16 protein-coding genes are annotated in these 17,556 nt (G+C 71.2%); 8 read left to right on the forward strand and 8 right to left on the reverse strand.

The window, feature by feature from the left end; genetic code table 11:
- Positions 1-217: 217 nt before the first annotated feature.
- Positions 218-1,501: a VOC family protein gene (locus tag AB0C84_RS17890; protein ID WP_361067125.1), complete on the reverse strand. Its 1,284-nt coding sequence runs from the start codon at positions 1,499-1,501 to the stop codon at positions 218-220.
- A complete protein-coding gene (locus AB0C84_RS17895) occupies positions 1,494-2,066 on the reverse strand; it encodes a sigma-70 family RNA polymerase sigma factor (RefSeq protein WP_361067128.1) in 573 nt (190 codons plus the stop codon). Before AB0C84_RS17895 ends, AB0C84_RS17890 begins: the two co-directional genes overlap by 8 nt.
- A gap of 88 nt (positions 2,067-2,154) precedes the next feature.
- Between AB0C84_RS17895 and AB0C84_RS17900 the strand changes: the two genes are divergently transcribed.
- Positions 2,155-2,955: an alpha/beta fold hydrolase gene (locus AB0C84_RS17900; RefSeq protein WP_361067131.1), complete on the forward strand. Its 801-nt coding sequence runs from the start codon at positions 2,155-2,157 to the stop codon at positions 2,953-2,955.
- Positions 2,956-3,038: 83 nt separating this feature from the next.
- Positions 3,039-3,950 (forward strand): hypothetical protein, encoded by a 912-nt coding sequence (locus tag AB0C84_RS17905; RefSeq protein WP_361067133.1) that lies wholly within the window; start codon positions 3,039-3,041, stop codon positions 3,948-3,950.
- A 905-nt stretch (positions 3,951-4,855) separates the two neighbouring features.
- Here AB0C84_RS17905 and AB0C84_RS17910 read toward each other — a convergent pair.
- The 3 genes from AB0C84_RS17910 to AB0C84_RS17920 form a co-directional block, all read right to left on the reverse strand.
- Positions 4,856-5,209 (reverse strand): MmcQ/YjbR family DNA-binding protein, encoded by a 354-nt coding sequence (locus tag AB0C84_RS17910; protein WP_361067136.1) that lies wholly within the window; start codon positions 5,207-5,209, stop codon positions 4,856-4,858.
- Between the two features lie 36 nt (positions 5,210-5,245).
- Entirely contained in the window at positions 5,246-5,611 is a 366-nt protein-coding gene (locus tag AB0C84_RS17915; RefSeq protein WP_258941590.1) for a VOC family protein, read from the reverse strand.
- A 975-nt stretch (positions 5,612-6,586) separates the two neighbouring features.
- Complete coding sequence (locus tag AB0C84_RS17920) at positions 6,587-7,528, reverse strand: alpha/beta hydrolase (RefSeq protein ID WP_361067141.1); 942 nt, start codon at positions 7,526-7,528, stop codon at positions 6,587-6,589.
- Positions 7,529-7,773: 245 nt separating this feature from the next.
- On the opposite strand from AB0C84_RS17920, the gene AB0C84_RS17925 reads away from it, so the two are divergent.
- From AB0C84_RS17925 to AB0C84_RS17940, 4 genes are read left to right on the forward strand one after another with little or no spacing between them, the layout of a single operon-like run.
- Positions 7,774-8,418 carry an ABC transporter permease gene (locus tag AB0C84_RS17925; RefSeq protein ID WP_179842575.1) on the forward strand — a complete coding sequence of 215 codons (645 nt, stop codon included), beginning with the start codon at positions 7,774-7,776 and terminating at the stop codon, positions 8,416-8,418.
- Positions 8,415-9,425 (forward strand): ABC transporter ATP-binding protein, encoded by a 1,011-nt coding sequence (locus AB0C84_RS17930; RefSeq protein WP_361067145.1) that lies wholly within the window; start codon positions 8,415-8,417, stop codon positions 9,423-9,425. The genes AB0C84_RS17925 and AB0C84_RS17930 overlap by 4 nt, the downstream gene beginning before the upstream one ends.
- A complete protein-coding gene (locus AB0C84_RS17935) occupies positions 9,422-10,195 on the forward strand; it encodes an ABC transporter permease (protein WP_361067148.1) in 774 nt (257 codons plus the stop codon). The genes AB0C84_RS17930 and AB0C84_RS17935 overlap by 4 nt, the downstream gene beginning before the upstream one ends.
- 20 nt (positions 10,196-10,215) lie before the next feature.
- Positions 10,216-11,172 (forward strand): glycine betaine ABC transporter substrate-binding protein, encoded by a 957-nt coding sequence (locus AB0C84_RS17940; RefSeq protein ID WP_361067152.1) that lies wholly within the window; start codon positions 10,216-10,218, stop codon positions 11,170-11,172.
- A 16-nt stretch (positions 11,173-11,188) separates the two neighbouring features.
- On the opposite strand, the gene AB0C84_RS17945 is transcribed toward AB0C84_RS17940, so the two are convergent.
- Together AB0C84_RS17945 and AB0C84_RS17950 are read right to left on the reverse strand one after the other, a co-directional pair.
- Complete coding sequence (locus tag AB0C84_RS17945) at positions 11,189-11,704, reverse strand: cupin domain-containing protein (protein ID WP_361067155.1); 516 nt, start codon at positions 11,702-11,704, stop codon at positions 11,189-11,191.
- 2 nt (positions 11,705-11,706) lie between these two features.
- Positions 11,707-13,104, reverse strand: coding sequence for a gluconate:H+ symporter (locus AB0C84_RS17950; protein WP_361067158.1), 1,398 nt, complete (start codon positions 13,102-13,104; stop codon positions 11,707-11,709).
- Positions 13,105-13,241: 137 nt separating this feature from the next.
- Between AB0C84_RS17950 and AB0C84_RS17955 the strand changes: the two genes are divergently transcribed.
- On the forward strand, positions 13,242-13,943 hold the full coding sequence (locus tag AB0C84_RS17955) for an FCD domain-containing protein (RefSeq protein WP_258941598.1): 702 nt from the start codon (positions 13,242-13,244) through the stop codon (positions 13,941-13,943).
- A 4-nt stretch (positions 13,944-13,947) separates the two neighbouring features.
- On the opposite strand, the gene AB0C84_RS17960 is transcribed toward AB0C84_RS17955, so the two are convergent.
- Positions 13,948-14,799 (reverse strand): DUF72 domain-containing protein, encoded by an 852-nt coding sequence (locus tag AB0C84_RS17960; protein WP_361067162.1) that lies wholly within the window; start codon positions 14,797-14,799, stop codon positions 13,948-13,950.
- A gap of 413 nt (positions 14,800-15,212) precedes the next feature.
- Here AB0C84_RS17960 and AB0C84_RS17965 point away from each other — a divergent pair, with 413 nt between their 5' ends.
- A complete protein-coding gene (locus tag AB0C84_RS17965; RefSeq protein WP_361067165.1) occupies positions 15,213-17,543 on the forward strand; it encodes a LuxR C-terminal-related transcriptional regulator in 2,331 nt (776 codons plus the stop codon).
- Positions 17,544-17,556: the final 13 nt, after the last annotated feature.

Genomic DNA, 17,556 nt, shown 5'->3' on the forward strand with positions numbered 1-17,556 from the left:
CACGTTCGATTTCTACCCAGCACCCTGTCCTTTCAGCCCACTCCGGCGGACACATACCTAAACCGTCATTTCCCTATGGGTGGCCATGGGGTCGCTGATGCACGGGACCACGCGCTGGGCGTGATGCGGGCTGGGGCGGCCGTAAGGAGGATGTTGACGTCCGTCGCCCTCGTGACCGTGGCGGGGGCCGGAGAGAAGCCGAGTTTGGTGTGGAACGTCAGTGCTGGCCCAGGTAGAAGCGGCTCCCTTGGTCGTCGGTGCATTCGGAGGTGATCCCGTAGGGCTGCCGGGCAGGGGCGGTCGCGGTGCCGCCGGCCTCCCGGACGCGGGCGACGGCGGGCTCGATGTCGTCGACCGTGTACATGGGGATCACCACGGGACGGTCGGCGCCGCCGTACATTCCGGTCATGGGGCGGACTTCCGTTCCGCCGAGGCGGACGCTCCAGCCGCCCGGTGTGTGGCCCGGCGCGAACTCCCAGTTCAGCACTTCGCCGTAGAAGGAACGCGCGCGGGCGATGTCGGGCACGCCGATGGTGAGGTAGGAGATCTCACCGTGGTGAGCGGTGAGGCCGGGCTCTTCCGCCTGCCCGCTCTCGACGGGGCCGACCGCCTCCGCAGGCTGGTAGACCGAGAAGCGCAGATCCTGGTCGTCGGTGCACGCGGCGCTGAGGCCGAAAGGCTCGTCGGTCGGCTCCTGGGCGTCGCCGCCGGCATCGCGGATACGCCGGACCGCTTCGTGGACGTCCTCGACCGCGAAGGCCAGATGAACGGTTCGGTGCTCCTGCCCGCCGAAGAGACCGATCTGCTGTTCGGGCAGTCCTTCAACGCGACGACCGGCCGCCACGCCTTCGGGAACCGTGTGCCAGCCGAGGACAGAGCCATAGAAGGCGGCGGCGCGGTCCACATCCGGAACCTGGACCGAGGTGTATCCGACATCGCCGTGCCGTAGCCGTGGATGTGCGGGCACCAGCGGGCTCGAAATGACCCAGCGGTGGCCGAACGGGTCCATGACGACGCCATTGCGCCCGTAGGGGTGATCTGCCACGGGACGGTGGGCCACGGCACCCATCTCGACGGCGTGGGAGAAGACGATGTCCACGTCGGGGACCTTCAGGTAGAGCGACTGGCTGGGGCCGCCACGTGCCTTCGGGCCGAGCAGACCGTTCTCCGGCCATTCGTCGGCGAGCATCAGGACGGAGTCGCCGAGGACGAGTTCGGCGTGGCCGATACGTCCGTCTTCCATCACCATCGGTTCGCCCCGGAGTTCAGCACCGAACGCATCCGCGTACCAGCGCAGGGCGCGCCGTCCGTCGTCGACGCACAGGTAGGGGGTGAGTGACCGTACCTCGGCCTGCGTCTCCTGGATGGTGGCCGTCGCCATGATGTCTCCTCTGGGTTGCAGCAGCGCATGCCGCAGGCGTTCACGCAGCCGCGCCGCGAAGGCGGGGTCGGGATCGACCGGGACGACCGGTGTGCGGAGAGCCTCCAGCGGATCAGTCATCGTGGCCCTCCTTTCCGCCGGGTTGCCGGGGGACCCGATTCCCTGATGGACAGTGGTCTGTGTAGGCCTGGCGAAAGGCCTTGCGCGCCCGTGTCAGCAGTGCCTCGGTGGCGTGGAGCGTCCGGCCGAGGTGCTCGGCGACCTGCGGGACGGGCAGCCCGTCGAGGTAGCGCAGCGTCAGAGCCGCCCGATGGTGAGGTGCCAGCGTGCCGAGGACGTCTCGGGCGACGAGCGCGTCCAGGCGTTCGTCCCACGGGTCCGCCGCGGGGTCTGAGACGCCCCCGTCCAGGGCCTGAAGGCCGCGCTGCTCCCGGGCCGCCCGCCTCCAGTGGTCGGCCAGTTTGTGCCGCGCCACGCCGACGAGCCACGCGACCGACAGCGCCGGGGGCGGCTCCTTGCGTACCGCCTCCACGGCGGCCAGGAAGGTCTCGGCCGTGAGGTCCTCCGCCAGGGCGCGCCGGCCGCACCTGGGCAGCAGGTAGCCGTAGACCTCGGGCAAGGCCGTGTCATAGAGAGCGAGCAGGGCCGGCCCCGGGTCGGGCTCCAGCTTTCCCGGGTGGTTCATACCCCTCCATCGTTCGGCGGGCCGCTTCTCCAACGGGCCGGGGCAAAGTTTTTTCGAGCCGCCGCAGCCGATGCGCGATCATTGAAGCGTGGGGAATCCCGAACCGCTCACCCTCTACACCACCGATGGTGTCCGGATCGACGCAGGTCACACGCCCTTCGGTGGCGAGGTCTGCTTCATCTTGGCGCACGGATTCACCTGCTCGTGGCGCCTGCCCGCGCTTCGCCGCATCGCCGCGGCCCTCGGCCGCCACGGCGGTGTCATCGCGCTCGACTTCCGCGGCCACGGCCGGTCCGGCGGTCACTCAACGGTGGGTGACCGGGAGGTGCTCGACGTCGACGCGGCGGTCGCGGCAGCCCGCCGACGGGGATACGAGAGAATTGTCCTTACGGGGTTCTCCATGGGCGGCGCCATAGTCGTCAGGCACGCTGCGCTGTACGGCGGGGTGGACGCGGTGGTCTCGGTCAGCGCGCCCGCGCGCTGGTACTACCGCGGAACGGTGCCGATGCGGCGCGTGCACTGGGCGATCGAACGGCGCGCGGGCCGAATGGCGGTCCGCATGGCACGCGGCACACGGATCGCGCCCAAAGGCTGGGACCCGGTTCCAGAGGCACCGCACGAGGTCGCCGGACGGATCGCGCCGGTGCCGCTGCTGGTCGTCCATGGGGCCGCGGATCCGTTCTTCCCCGTCGAGCACGGCCACCAGCTCTATGAGGCGGCGTCCGACCCGAGGGAACTGTGGATAGAACCGGCCTTCGGCCACGCCGAGGTGGCGGCCACTCCCGACTTGATCAACCGCCTGGCCGCGTGGGCGACGAAGGCGGTCTCCGCAACGCCGGCCCCCTCGGCGCCCGATGCGGAACCGCCAGACCACCGAACTCGCGACTAGCTCACTGACCTGCGAAAACTCGGAGTTATCCACATTCTTGCGGTCGCCTTCCTGGAACCGCCGGGCAAGGCATCCTCGATCCCATGGACGGATTCACCCTCACCTGGAAGCGAACAGGCGCCGACTCGATCATCCCCATCGGCCCGGACGCATATCTCGTCCCCGTCAAGGGAGCCGGTCTCGCCGCGCGTGCCGCGGCGTTGAGCAGCCTCCTTCCCCAGGAGGTCGTCATCGCGCGGCGCACGGCCGCATGGATATGGGGCCTGGACGTATTACCTCCGGGGGTGAACGAGCTCGACTGGGACGTCGAACTCATCGCCTCCCGAACCTCCGAGACTCCGCCGGCCCCGTCTCCGATCACGCCCGACAGTGTCGAACTGCCACCCGAACACGTAGTGAGGGAATCCGATGTACGCCTCACATGCCCGGCCCGCACCGCACTCGACTGCGCCCGCTGGCTCCCTCGCTACGAGGCGGTCGCGGCCCTGGACCAGTTCCTGCGGCGAGACGTGGACGTCGGGGAACTCACCGCGATGGCCCGGACGCTGCGTGGATACCGCGGCAACAATCGGCTGCGTCAGATCCTCCGACTCGGTGACCGTGGCGCGGCCTCCCCCGGCGAGAGTTGGGTTCGCGTCGCCGTCGTGGATACGGGCTTCCCGCTCCCTGAAACACAGATCCCCGTGCAGGGCCCGCAAGGCCACTCGCTGTACATCGACCTCGGCTACCGCGAGTTCCGCGTCGGCCTCGAATACGACGGCGAACGCCACCACACCGGCCGAGAGGCCAGGAACCACGACGCACGCCGCCGAGACTGGCTCGCCAAGGAGATGGGCTGGGACGTCATCCCCGTCACCAAGAACTTCTTGACCCGCCCGGCCCCTTACCTGGGCGCTCTCCTGACAGCGCTGCTCCAGCGCGGCTGGCAACCCGGCAACGCCACGATGGAACATATAGCCGCCCGCCTAGCACGCCTAGAACGCCGACCACATTGAACGCCAAGAGCTGCCGGCGTGCCCGCGAGAGGAGGTGCCATGCGCGAGCCAGCCGAAGAGTGATCGCGGGCGGTCGGCGGTCCCAGAACGCGCGAATCGAGCAGCCGGACCGCACCGCCCCGAACGCACCCAATCCACCCCGGCCAACGGGCTCGGCCCCCTCCGGCGGCCCCGGCCCCCTCCGGCGGGCGTTCAAGACAGCTCCGGCACCCCCACCTCGTCCAGCGCCGCCTCCACCTCCAGACGTTCGCTCCTACAGCACCGTCGCCAAGATCCGCCCCGCCTTGTCCGGCTCCGGTACGGCTGCCTCGTTCAGCGCCGCCTTGTCCTTCAGACGTTGGCTCTTGCAGCACCGCTGCCAGGATTCGCCCTGCCTTGTCCGGCTCCGGCACGCACCCCCAGGTACGCCGGCCTCCGGCCGTGGCCGACTTGCCCTGGCGGTACGGGGGCGGGCCGCTGCGGGGCGCGTTGGAGGAGGAGGCAGCGTCGGTGGCGCTGGGGAGTTCGCGGTGTTCGGGGGGTCTTGTGGGACATGGGGTTGTGGCTGCGGGGCTGGGTGCTGCACGAGCGCTGCCGGACAACGCCCCGACGTCCTGCTAGCCGGGCGGCCATCCGGACTCACGACCTCCGAGTTGCCCTGCCGGATGCTGGACGCCAGGGCGAGTCACGGGAACGAGCTGTTCGGCCAACGGCGCCGAGCCTGGCGACGAGCCGTGCTGGTCGGGTTCGCGCTGCCTGGCGACGACGGCGAGCTCTACCCGGTGGGCGTGTGCGCGGGCGCGACCAGTCCCAGCATGGCCCTCGGCGACCGCGTCGGGGGCATCGGACGATGCCGTTGCGGGGCAGGGGCGTGCTCCATCAGATCCGCTGCTTGGGCGACTCGGTGCCGTTGGGCTCGACGGGGCTCAGTTGTCGAGGAGATTGGCCAGGCGCTTGGGGGCGACAAGCCTGTAACTGTCCTCGATCAGCTCGGCCATCTCGTCCCAGTCGTGGTCGACGTCGAGTCGTGCGCCGACCCACCCCTTAACGCCCACGTACTTCGGGACGAAGAAGCGCTCGGGAGCCTCTGCGACCAGGGCATCCTGCACACCGGGCCCGGCCTTGAACGTCAAAGACAGGCCGTCCTCGGAGGTCATTGCGAACAGCTTGTCGCGAACACGGAAGGAGGGTGCCGTGTGGCCGCCGAAAGGCTTCTCCGTCGCCTCTGGAAACGACATGCATATTTCTCGTATCCGAACCAGAGAATCCAAGTCGCTCATCGCCGGTTCCTCTTCTGTAGCAGGGTCGCAAGAAAATTATTCGATGAGGGAGGTGTGAGGCCGCAACACGCAGAATTCGTTGCCCTCGGGATCCGCAAGCACGACCCACGACACGTCGGTGGACTGGCCGATGTCGGCGCGACGGGCGCCCAGGGCGAGTATGCGCTGCACCTCGGCCTCTTGGTCGTCCGGGTCGAGGTCTATGTGCAGCCGGTTCTTCGTGGTCTTCGTGCCGTCGTCACGGAGGAAGCACAACCCGGGATAGACGTGAGGGTCCGCGCCGACGATGACTTCGTCGTCCGAGCGGTAGAGGACCGGCTGATCGAGGACGGCCGCCCAGAACTCGGCGAGCGCGGACGGCTCCCGAGAGTCGATGACCAGATGATAGAAGCGCGATGCCATGCGCAGAGGCTAGCCGCAGGGCCTGACACCGCGAGGGGAGGGCAGCGCGGTCGCGCCCCTCCGAGAGCGCATGCCAATGCGCGGTCCCGGTGTCACCGCTGCATGGCGGGTGGGAGGGGTGGCGGGTTGAGTTGTGCACGATCCGGGGTGGTGACTGCTGGTTCTTGGTCGACTTCGTGTCATGCGTGCCCGAGTTGCCCGCCGCTGGGGATGTGTTCGCTCGGCTTCATGTTGCTTGGGGTTTGGTGGGTGGGGATGGGCGCGGCCCTGGGAAGCGGGGGGGCCGCGTCCATCCCGGGCTCGGTGACGGAGCCTGCTGCTTGTCAGCGGCTACCGCGTTGACGGTGGAGGTGCGGGGGGCTTGGGCACGGAGCTCTCGGTCATGCGGGGGACTCGAATTTTTGCGGGTTGGTTGGCGTGGGAGGGGGTGTTTCTTCCGCTCTGCGGAAGGCGGCTAGCGCGGAGATGGGGGCGCGGGCGCTGATTTCGGTGTGTGGCTGCAGGTAGACGGCGGCCAGGGGCGGCAGGAGGCCGAGGAGTCAGAGGCGTTCGGGTGCGTCTGGCGCCTCGGCGCGACGGCGGTGACCACCCCATGACCCCGGCGCCTGTCCCCCGCCGAGGAAGCGGGCGGGCCGATGGCGCCGGGGAGGGACACAGTGCGTCAGGTCAGGCTTGCGTGCTGGCGCAGGGGCGCTTCGCCGGGGTGGTGGGTTGGCTGATGGCGTCGGGGAGGGGCGCGGTGCGCTAGGTCAGGCTTGCGTGCTGGCGCAGGGGCGCTTCGCCGGGGTGGCGGGTCGGTCGATGGCGTCGGGGAGGGGCGCGGTGCGTCAGGTCAGGCTTGCGTGCTGGTGCAGCGGCGCTTCGCCGCCTGCGGCCTTGCCTTGTTCGCCGGGCGCGACTACGTCCTGCCCGGCTGCGTCCGCGCCGTCGTGGCGGGGCTGGAGGGGCGGGGCCCTGTTGTGTGGATGTGGGGCGTTAATGGGTGGGGTGTAGAGCCTGGCGGAGGGCGGTTGTGCGGTCGGCGGCCATGCGTTTCGTTATGGGGGCTTCCGTGATCATCGTGGAGCCGTGGAAGGTGCCGGGGTAGTGGTGCAGTTCGGTCGGGACGCCTGCCTGGATCAGTCGTTGTGCGTAGGTCAGGCCTTCGTCGCGCAGCGGGTCGAACTCGCAGGTCGTGATGTAGGCGGGCGGTAGGCCGGAGAGGTCGTCGGCGCGGGCGGGGGCCGCGTACGGGGAGACGGCGCCGGTGCCGCGCACGCCCTTGCCCAGGTAGTAGTCCCAGCTCAGTTCGGCGTTGGGGCGGTGCCAGATCGGTGTGTCGGTGAAGGCGCGCATGGACGGGGTGTCGAGCCGGTCGTCGAGTTCGGGGACGCCGAGGAGTTGGAAGCACAGTGGGGGGCCGCCCCGGTCGCGGGCGAGGAGGGCGACGGCCGCGGAGAGGCCGCCGCCCGCGCTTTCGCCGCCCACGGCCAGCCGGTCCGGGTCGATTCCGAGGGCGGCGGCGTTCGCCGCCGTCCAGATGAGGGCGGCGTAACAGTCATCGAGTCCGGCTGGGAAGGGGTGTTCGGGGGCGAGCCGGTACTCGACGGACACCACCACGGCGTTCACTTCGGCTGCGATGGTGGTCGCGTCGTCCGACGACATGTCGACGCTGCCCAGGACGAAGCCGCCCGGATGGAAGTAGACGAGTCCTGGGAGGGTGCCCGCCCGGTTGGCCGGTGCGTAGATGCGGAGGGGGACGTCCGGGGGTCCGGGAATGGTGAGGTCGCGGGTCTCGACCGGGGCGGGAGGGACGTATTTCGGCAGGCCGTCGAACAAGTCCTTCTCGTCGCGGCGGGTCTGCTCGATGTCGGCGATCGACAGCCGCGGGACCTGCGGGATCCAGGGGAGGAGTGCCGGGTCGTAGGCGTAGGGCACCTCGGGGCTCCTTTCTGCTGTGGGATCAGTGTCGGACGATTCCCTCCGCCTGCCCAGCCGATGCCCACCGCCGCCGGCTGTGGAGACGGTGTCAAGGGCGGTGCGGATGCGTCGGAGGGTGCGGTCTCACCGAATCCGTTATTGCCAGACTGATCATCCGTAGGCAGCCTCTGAGGTATGGGAGACGCGAACCCCACCGTCCTTGCCCGGGCTCCCGCCGCCGCGCGCGGCGACGGGAGGCGGCGATGAGCTTCTCCGAGTACCTCTCCGAACGCTGGCCCACGATCGCCCGGATGATGGGCGAGCACGCCGAGGTCGTCCTGATCGCCGTCGCGATCGCGGCGGTGGTCGGGGTCGGGCTCGGCGTCGCGGTCGAGGGGCGGCCGAGGGCGAGAGGGCTGGCCCTCGGCGTCACCGGCACCATGCTGACCGTCCCGTCGCTGGCGCTGTTCGGGCTGCTCATCCCGCTGTTCGGGCTGGGGCTGACCCCGACGATCACCGCGCTGGCGCTGTACGCGGTGTTCCCGATCCTGCGCAACACCATCACCGGGCTGGACGGCGTGCCGAGCGCGGTGGAGGAGGCGGCGCGGGGGATGGGGATGAGCCCGCTGAGCCGGATGCTGCGGGTCAGGCTGCCGCTGGCCTGGCCGGTCGTGCTCACCGGCGTCCGGGTCGCCACGATCATGACGGTGGCGATCGCGGCGATCGCCGCGGCCGTGGCCGGGCCCGGGCTGGGCGAGCTGATCTTCGGGGGGCTGTCGCGCATCGGCGGCGCCAACGCGCTGAACGACACCCTCGCCGGCACGCTCGGCGTCGCCGTTCTGGCGCTCGTCCTGGACGCGCTGTTCGTCCTGCTGTCCAGGCTCACCACCTCCAGGGGGCTGCGATGACCGAACCCGCCGCGACCGAGACCGCGCAGGCCGCCCCGGCCGGACGGGAGATGATCCGGCTGGAGGGCGTCACCAAGCGGTATCCGGGGCAGGACGCCCCCGCCGTCGGCGACCTCACGCTCAGCGTCCGGGACGGGGAGATCGTCGTGCTGCTGGGCCCGTCCGGCTGCGGCAAGACGACCACGCTGCGACTGATCAACCGGCTGATCGAGCCGACCTCGGGCCGCATCCTGCTCGACGGGGAGGACGTCACCCGGGTCGACCCCGACCGGCTGCGCCGCCGCATCGGCTACGTGATCCAGCAGGTCGGGCTGTTCCCGCACATGACGATCGCCGCGAACGTCGGGCTCATCCCGCGGACGCTCGGCTGGGACGGCAGACGCGTCCGCGCCCGCGTCGACGAGCTGCTCGACATGGTCGGCCTCGACCCGGGCACGTACCGCGGCCGGTACCCGAAGGAGCTGTCCGGCGGGCAGCAGCAGCGCGTCGGCGTCGCCCGCGCCTTGGCGGCCGATCCGCCCGCGATGCTGATGGACGAGCCGTTCGGCGCGCTCGACCCGATCACGCGGGAGCGGCTGCAGGACGCGTTCCTGGAGCTCCAGGCCCGGATCGGCAAGACGATCGTGCTGGTCACCCACGACCTCACCGAGGCGCTGAAGCTCGGCGACCGGATCGCGATCCTCGGGGAGGGGGCGAGGCTCGTGCAGTACGACACCCCCGCGGCGATCCTGGCCGAGCCGGCCGACGGGTTCGTCGCGGAGTTCGTCGGGGCGGGCGCGGCGATGCGGCGGCTGCGGCTGGTCGAGGTCGGCTCGATCGAGTTGCTGCCCGCCGGGGAAGGCCCCCCGGCGGCGACCGTCCGCGCGGAGCAGTCCCTGTACGAGGCCCTCGACGCGATGCTGCGCGCCGGGGCGGAGACCGCCACCGTCCTGGACGAGGACGGGCGGCCCGCGGGCGCGGTCTCGTGGTCGGCGATCGTCCGGCGGACCCCGGAGCCGCGGCCATGACCGTCACGGCGGTGCCGGAGCGGACGAGGCCGGGCGACGAGACCGCCGGACGCTCCCTTGCCGGGCTCCTCGTCACGCCCGTCTTCCTCGTCGCCGTGTCGGCGGCGCTCTACCTGTACGTGCGCGGCCTGGATCTCGACGCGATCGAGCGACGCTCCCTCAACCGGTCCGAGATCACCCACCAGTTCCTCCAGCACATCAGGCTGGTCGCGGTGTCCACGGCGCTCGTCCTCGCGATCGCCATCCCGCTCGGCGTGCTGCTGACCCGGCCCCGGCTGAACCGGCTGTCGGCGCCGTTCCTCGCGCTCGCCAACGTGGGCCAGGCCGTCCCCTCCATCGGGGTCCTCGTCCTGCTCGCCGTCACGGTCGGCATCGGCTTCCAGAAGGCGGTGGTCGCGCTCATCCTCGTCTCCGCGCTGCCGGTGCTGCGCAACACGATGGTCGGCCTGCAGGGCGTCGACCGGTCGCTGATCGAGGCGGGCCGCGGCATCGGCCTGTCCAGGGCGGCGGTCCTGTTCCGCGTCGAGCTGCCGCTCGCCGTCCCGGTGATCCTCGCCAGCGTCCGGGTCGCGGTGATCCTCAACGTGGGCAGCGCGACGCTCGCCGCGTTCACCAACGCGGGCGGGCTCGGCGATCTCATCAACACCGGCATCTCCCTCAACCGGACCCCGATCCTGCTCACCGGAAGCGTCCTGACCGCCGTGCTCGCGATGGCCGCCGACTGGCTGATCGGCATCGTCGAGTCCGTTCTGCGCCCTCGCGGCCTCTGAACCCCTTGAGGAGAGTTACCATGCGCAAGCTCCCCGTCGCCGCGTCCCTCGCCGCCGTCGCCCTGACCGCCGGATGCTTCAGCTCGGCCGGCACCGACGCCAAGGCGGGGAGCCTGGCCGAGGGCAACTCGCTGAAGGGCGTCACGCTCACCGTCGGGTCCAAGGAGTTCACCGAGCAGCTCGTCCTCTGCCAGGTCACCGCTCTCGCGCTGCGCTCGGCGGGCGCGACCGTCAAGGAGAAGTGCGGGCTCCAGGGCAGCAACACCACGCGGGCCGCGCTGACGTCCGGCAGCATCGACCTCTACTGGGAGTACACCGGAACCGCCTGGATCAACTACCTCAAGCAGACCGAGCCGATCGGCGATCCGGCCAGGCAGTACGCGGCCGTCGCGCAGCAGGACCTCGCGAAGAACAAGGTGAAGTGGCTGGCCGCCGCGCCCGCCAACAACACCTACGCCCTCGCGGTGAAGACGACGACCATGCGGCAGCTCGGGATCGCGGACCTGTCGGGCTACGCGAGGCTGGCGAAGAGCGACCCGGCGAAGGCGTCCACGTGCGTGGCGAGCGAGTTCGCCGGACGCAGTGACGGGTGGCCCGGCCTGCAGAAGGCCTACGGGTTCAGCCTGCCGAAGTCGGACGTGGCGACACTTGCCGAGGGCGCCATCTACGACGCCATCGGCAAGGGCAAGCCGTGCGCCTTCGGCGAGGTCGCCACCACCGACGGGCGCATCAAGGCGCTCGGCCTTACCCCGGTACCGGACGACAAGAAGTTCTTCCCCGTCTACAACCCCGCCCTCACCGTCCGGGAGTCCGTCCACAGGGACGACCCCGCCATCGAGAAGATCGCTAACCCGATCGCCGCGGCGCTCACCGACGCGGTCCTCCAGGAGCTCAACGGCGAGGTCGACATCAAGGGAAAGGAGCCCGCGGAGGTCGCCGAGACCTGGCTGAAGTCCAAGGGCTTCATCGGCGGGTAGCAGCGGCGACCCGGCGTCACACCATGTACTGGTCGTGGCGCCGGTACAGGTCCGTCCACTCCTCGTCGCTGAGCCGCCGCCCGGTCGCGGCGATCTCGGCGAGCTCCTCGAAGTAGGCCTCGCGGGGAGCGCCCGGCGTGAAGAGCAGGAGCATCGCCGCCGGTTCGCCCGACTCGTTGCGGAACCCGTGCACGCCGCCTTCGGGGACGAAGAGGAAGTCGCCGGCCGAGGTGTCCTTCCACCCCGTCCCGTCGTGCAGCCGGACCGTCCCGGACAGGATGTAGAACGACTCGGTGATCGTCCTGTGGAAGTGCGGCATCGGGCCGGACGGCTTCGGCCCCATCTCCCAGCGGTAGAGGCCGAAGGCGCCGTCGGTCGAGCCGCCGGTGCCGAGGTAGTGAACCCGCGTCCCGCGGTGGACGTGGTCGCTGTCGGCGGCGCCGATGAGGAGGTCGGGCGCCGCGCCGGCGGGACGGAACGTCCCGCTGCTCTCGCCGCCGTCCCCGAAGTAGCGGGCGTCGGGATAGGTCATGGCTACACCACCAGGTTCAGCAGAAGGACGAACACGAGGCCGCAGACCGAGATCGCGGTCTCCATCAAGGACCATGTCCTGATGTTCTGCCCCACGCTGAGCCCGAAGTACTCCTTGACCAGCCAGAAGCCGGCGTCGTTGACGTGGGAGAAGAACAGCGAGCCGGCCCCGATCGCGAGGACGAGCAGCGACGTCTGGCTGCTGTCGAGTGTTGTGGCCAGCGGCGCGAGGATCCCGGCCGCGGTGACCGTGGCGACGGTCGCCGAGCCGGTGGCGAGCCGGATGAGGACGGCGACCAGCCACGCCAGGAACAGCACCGACAGGTCGCTGTCCTTGACCCAGTCGGCGACGAGGTCGCCGATCCCGGTGTCGACGAGCGTCTGCTTGAAGCCGCCGCCGGCGGCCACGATCAGCAGGGGGCCGGCGATGGGCGGCAGCGATCCGGCCAGCGAGGAGGCGATCGCGTCCCGGTCCATGCCGGAGCCGCGGCCGAAGGTGAACATGGCGACGACGACCGCGATGATCAGCGCCACCAGCGGGGTGCCGAGATTGTCCAGGACGGTGCGCACCCGGCCGCCCTCGTCCAGGGCGATGTCGGCGACGGCCCTGCCCAGCATCAGCACGACCGGGAGCAGCACGGTGCACAGGGTGACGGCGAAGGACGGGCGGCGCCGCGACTTCAGGTCCACGGCGTCGTCCTCGGCGTCCCGCTCGTCCGCGCCGGTGACGTAGAGCTCCGGCGCCGGGACGTCCACCCAGCGGGACGCGAACCGGGCGAACACCGGGCCGGACAGCGCGATGGTGGGGAGCGCGACGACGATGCCGAGGGCGAGCGTGAGGCCGAGGTCGGCCTTGAGGTTGTCGATCGCGACGAGCGGCCCCGGGTGCGGCGGGACGAGCCCGTGCATCGCCGACAGGCCCGCCAGCGCGGGGATCCCCACCGCGATGATCGACATCTGCGCGCGGCGCGCCACCAGCAGGATGACCGGCACCAGCAGGACGAGCCCGATCTCGAAGAACATCGGCAGCCCGATCAGCGCGCCGGCGAGGGCCATCGCCCACGGCAGGAACCGGCGCCCGGTGCGCCCGATGATCGTGTCGACGATCTGGTCGGCGCCCCCGGAGTCGGCCAGGAGCTTGCCGAACATCGCGCCGAACGCGATCAGCGCGCCGACCCCGGCGGCGGTGTCGCCGAACCCCTTGACGAAGGCGTCGACGGTGTCGGCGACCGGCAGGCCCGCGCCGATCCCGACCAGCAGCGAGCCGAGGGTCAGGCTGAGGAACGGGTGCACCTTGAAGTAGGTGATCAGTACGACGATCAGGGCGATGCCGGCGAGCGCGGCCGGGACGAGCCTCCCGCTCGACGCCGCCGGCGCCGCGGCCAGCACGATCGGGTGCATGCGTCATCCTCCTGGGAGCCGGAGCGAACGATGATGGTCGCCCGAGTGTGGCGCCTATAACCTGCCGTTAACAAGGGATAGCGCCGTAAAATCATATCTTTGTCGGAAGTTGTCTAGCTTCGTGTGATGATTAGCGCATGGTGGAGACGCCCTCGGCGGGCCTGCACGGCAGCGTCCTCGACCGCCTCGGCATGCTGATCACGTCCGGCGCGCTGCCCGCGGGCGAGGTGCTGCGGATCGAGGAGTTGGAGTCGCGGTTCGCGGTGTCCCGGTCGGTGATCCGGGAGGCGATCCGCGTCCTGGAGTCCATGGGCATGGTCAGGAGCCGCCGCCGGGTCGGCGTGACGGTCGCCGCCCGGTCGGGCTGGAACCTCTTCGACCCGCAGATCATCGGCTGGCGGCTGGAGGGCGACGGCCGGGCGGAGCAGCTGCGCTCCCTCGGCGAGCTGCGCCGCGGGCTGGAGCCGGTGGCCGCCGCGCTCGCCGCCCGGCACGCGACACCGGACCAGTGCGGCGTGCTGACCGGCGCGGTCATGGAGATGGCGGTGCACGGCAGGTCCGGCGACCTTGAGGCCTACCTGGCCGCGGACATCCGCTTCCACCGGACGCTCCTGGAGGCGTCCGGCAACGAGATGATGGGCGCGCTGAGCGGCGTGGTCGCCGCCGTCCTGGCCGGGCGCACCCACCACGACCTGATGCCCGCGCACCCCGAACCGGCCGCGATCCGCTGGCACGCCGAAGTGGCGCAGGCGGTGCAGGCCGGCGACGCCGACGACGCCGAACGCGCCATGCGCGACATCGTCGAGGAGGCGACCCGGGCGATGCTGGAGCCCGGCTGACCGATCAGAACAGGGTCGGCGGCTCCGCCGGGACGGGCTCCGGCAGCGGCTCCACCCCGGGGACGCGGGCCCTCACCTCGTCGTGGAAGCGCCGGGCGAGCTCGGGCGCGTCGGCGTTGTCCGGCGTGTGGACGAACACGGTCGGCGAGCGTCCCTCGGCCAGCCATCCGGCGACGCGGCCGACCCAGAACCGCCAGCCCTCGACGGTGCGCTCGGTGTCGTCCCGTCCGAGATAGCGGACGATCGGACGGTCCGTGAGCGCCGTCGCCCTGCGCGGCACCCGCGGCTTCTTCGTCCAGGCGTCCCGCTCGGCGTCGCTGGTGGGACGGTCCTGGAAGAACGCGGTCGTGTCGAACGGCACCCACTCGGCACCGGCGCGGGACAGGAGCCGCTCGAGGTCGCGCACGGATCCCGCGTCCTCGAAGAACGCGCGGTGCCGCACTTCGACGGCGTACCTGTGCGCCGAGGGCAGCCCGCGCAGGAACGCGGCCAGCGAGCCGAGGTCGCCGGGGCCGAAGGAGCCGGGGAGCTGTACCCACAGCGCGTGCGCCCGCGACCGGAGCGGCTCGATCGCGTGCAGGAACGCCCGCAGTTCCTCCTCGCCCCCGGCGAGCCGCCGCTCGTGCGTGATCGTCTTCGGCAGCTTGACCACGAAACGGAAACCGGGGCCGGTCTGCTCCGCCCACGACTCCACGGTGCTTCGCGCGGGCGTCGCGTAGAAGGTGGTGTTGCCCTCCACCGCGTTGCACCAGCTCGCGTAGGCGCGCAGCCGTTCGCCCGGAGGCAGCGACGGCGGGACGAAACGCCCCTGCCACCGCGCGTGAGCCCACATCGCGCACCCCACGTGAAGCCGCATGCCCCGACGCTACCGGTGATCTGGAACGGCCGTGCCCCTCACCGGTGCGGGCCTCCGGGGGCGCACGCCGGAGTTCCGGCGGCCGAGGGTCCCCCAAGAGCCTCGGCCGCCGGCCGGCGAACCGTCGCGGATCGCCGGCGGACGGGATCCGGGCCGCCGCGGAATCGCGGGAGCCGCGCTCACTCCACCCGCCCCCGAAGGGCGAGAGCCCCCCGCGAGACGACCTTCCCCCGTCCGGCTGTAGATCATCCTGTCGGCCGGCCGGGGCGCGCGCATCGGTAGATGAACCGATCCGCGTACCGATCCGCGGTCCGATCGGCTTTGGGAAAGTCATAGCGGTACGTATTGGTGTGACTACAATCCAGAAGACCCTCTGGAGCCGGAGACCCCGGCGGTAGCTGACTGGAGACGCCGTGCCGCTGACCGCGACGCTGGAACGACAGACGGGGCGACTGCCCGCGGAACTCACCAGCTTCATCGGCAGACAGGCGGAACTGGAGCAGGCGCGGCGGCTGATCGACGGTCACCGGCTGGTCACCCTGACCGGGGCGGGCGGGGTGGGCAAGACCCGGCTCGCGGTCCGGGCGGCCGGGCTGGCGCGCGCCGCCTTCCGCGACGGCGTGTTCTTCGTCTGCCTCTCGGACCTGACCGAGCCGTCCCTGCTCGCGCAGGCGATCTGCGAAGCGCTGGGAGTGGGGGAGCGGGGCGACCGGCCCGCCGCCGCCTGCCTCGCCGACCATCTCGACGACCTGCGGGTCCTGCTCGTCCTCGACACGTGCGAGCACATGGTCGACGAGTGCGCGGCGCTGAGCGAGGCACTGCTGCGGTCGGCGCCGGAGCTGCGGGTCCTGGCGACCAGCCGGCAGCCGCTGGACGTCATGGGCGAGTACACGTTCACGGTTCCACCACTGGGCGGGCCGCGAGCCCCCCGCGACACCGTCGCGGACGGCCGGGAGTGCGACTCGGTCACGCTGTTCGCCGAGCGCGCGGCGGCGACCGTCCAGGGATGGACGCTCACCCGCGCGAACCGCGACACGGTGGTGCGCTTGTGCGATCGCCTCGACGGCATCCCGCTGGCGATCGAGCTCGCCGCCGTGCAACTGCGCACGTTCTCGCTCGACCAGGTGCTCGCCCGCCTCGGAACCCATCTGTTCCGGGCCGGCGGGCGGCGCACGGGCCTGCAACGCCATCAGACGCTCCGCGCGACGGTCGACTGGAGCCACGCGCTCTGCTCGCCTGAGGAACGGCTCCTGTGGGCGCGGCTGTCTGTGTTCGCGGCCGACTTCGACCTGGCCGCGGCCGAGAACATCTGCTCCGGGGACGGCCTGGACGCCGAGCACGTCGCCGAAGTGCTGACGGGGCTGCTGGAGAAGTCCATCGTGCAGCGCGCCGACCGCGGCGCCCGGGTTCGCTACCGGATGCTCGACACGCTGCGGGAGTACGGCGCAGAACGCCTCGCCGCGCGGCACGGCGGCGAGGCGGGCCGGCTGCGGTCCCGCTGCTTCGAGTGGTACGCCGGTCGGCTGGAACGTGCCCGCAAGGAACTCGCCGGCCCCGAGCAGGTCCAGTGGCTGGAATGGTTCGACTGCGAACGCGCCAACGTCCGCGACGTGCTGGGCAGGGTGCTCCCGACGGCCCAGCCCGACACGGTCCGGGGCGCGATGGAGACTCTCGGGCGGTTCTGGGTGCTGAAGGGCGTGCTGGGCGAGGGCCGCCATTGGATGGACCGGCTGCTCGAAACCCGCGACACGACGGGTCCCGGCTGGTCAGGGATGCTCACGATGGCCGCCCTGGCGAGCACGATGCAGAACGACCTCGCCGGAGGCGGCGCGCTGCTGGAGCGGGCATTGGCCCAGGCCCAGGCGGAGGGCGATCGGGCGGCGGTCGCGGACGTCCGCTTCTGCCAGGGCGTCGCCGCCCTGTTCGCAGGCGACTTCGACCTGTCGCTGGAAGGGCTCGACAGGGCGGACGAGCTCTACCGGGAGACCGGGTGCGACGACGTGCTCAGCCTGCTCGTCGAGGTCTTCCGCGCCGCGGTGCACCTGTTCGAGAACGACTTCTCCGCCGCCGTCGAGCACGCCGACCGGGCCGTCCGGTTGGGCGAGGAGCGCGAGGAGTTCTGGGTCCGCTCCTACGGGATGCTGGTGGGCGGGCTCAGCCTGTGGCTCGCCGGCGACCTGGACGGGGCGGTGCGGAGGCTCCGCCGGGCACTGCGGACGAAACGCGACCTCGGCGACCGGCTGGGCATCACCCTGGGCCTCGAAGCGCTCGCCGGCTGCCTGTGCAGCGGAGGCGACCACGTCCGGGCCGCCCGGCTGCTCGGCGCCGCGGACCGGATGCGCGAGTCCACGCGGACGTCCTGGTTCGGCCCCTACCACGCCGTCCTCCGGGACCTGCACATCGACAAGACCGTGGAGGCCCTGGGCGAGGCGCGGTACCGCGCGGCGTTCGAGGAGGGCGAGCGGCTGCCCCTGGCCCTCGCGATCATGGAGGCGCTGGAGGAGCCCGCGCCCGCCGTGTCCGCGGCCGCGGACGGGATGGACGGCGACGGCGCGTCCCCGCTCACCGAGCGCGAGCGGCAGGTCGCGGAGCTCGTGGCCGAGGGACTGTCCAACCGCGGCATCGCCGAGCGCCTGACGATCGCGAAACGCACCGCCGACTCGCATGTCGAGCACATCCTCGCCAAGCTCGGCTTCTCCTCCCGCGCCCAGATCGCCGTGTGGATCAGCGAGCGGGACCGGTGACCCCGTAGGATCC

It is taken from the genome of Actinomadura sp. NPDC048955 (assembly GCF_040649435.1).
GTDB lineage: Bacteria > Actinomycetota > Actinomycetes > Streptosporangiales > Streptosporangiaceae > Spirillospora > Spirillospora luteofluorescens.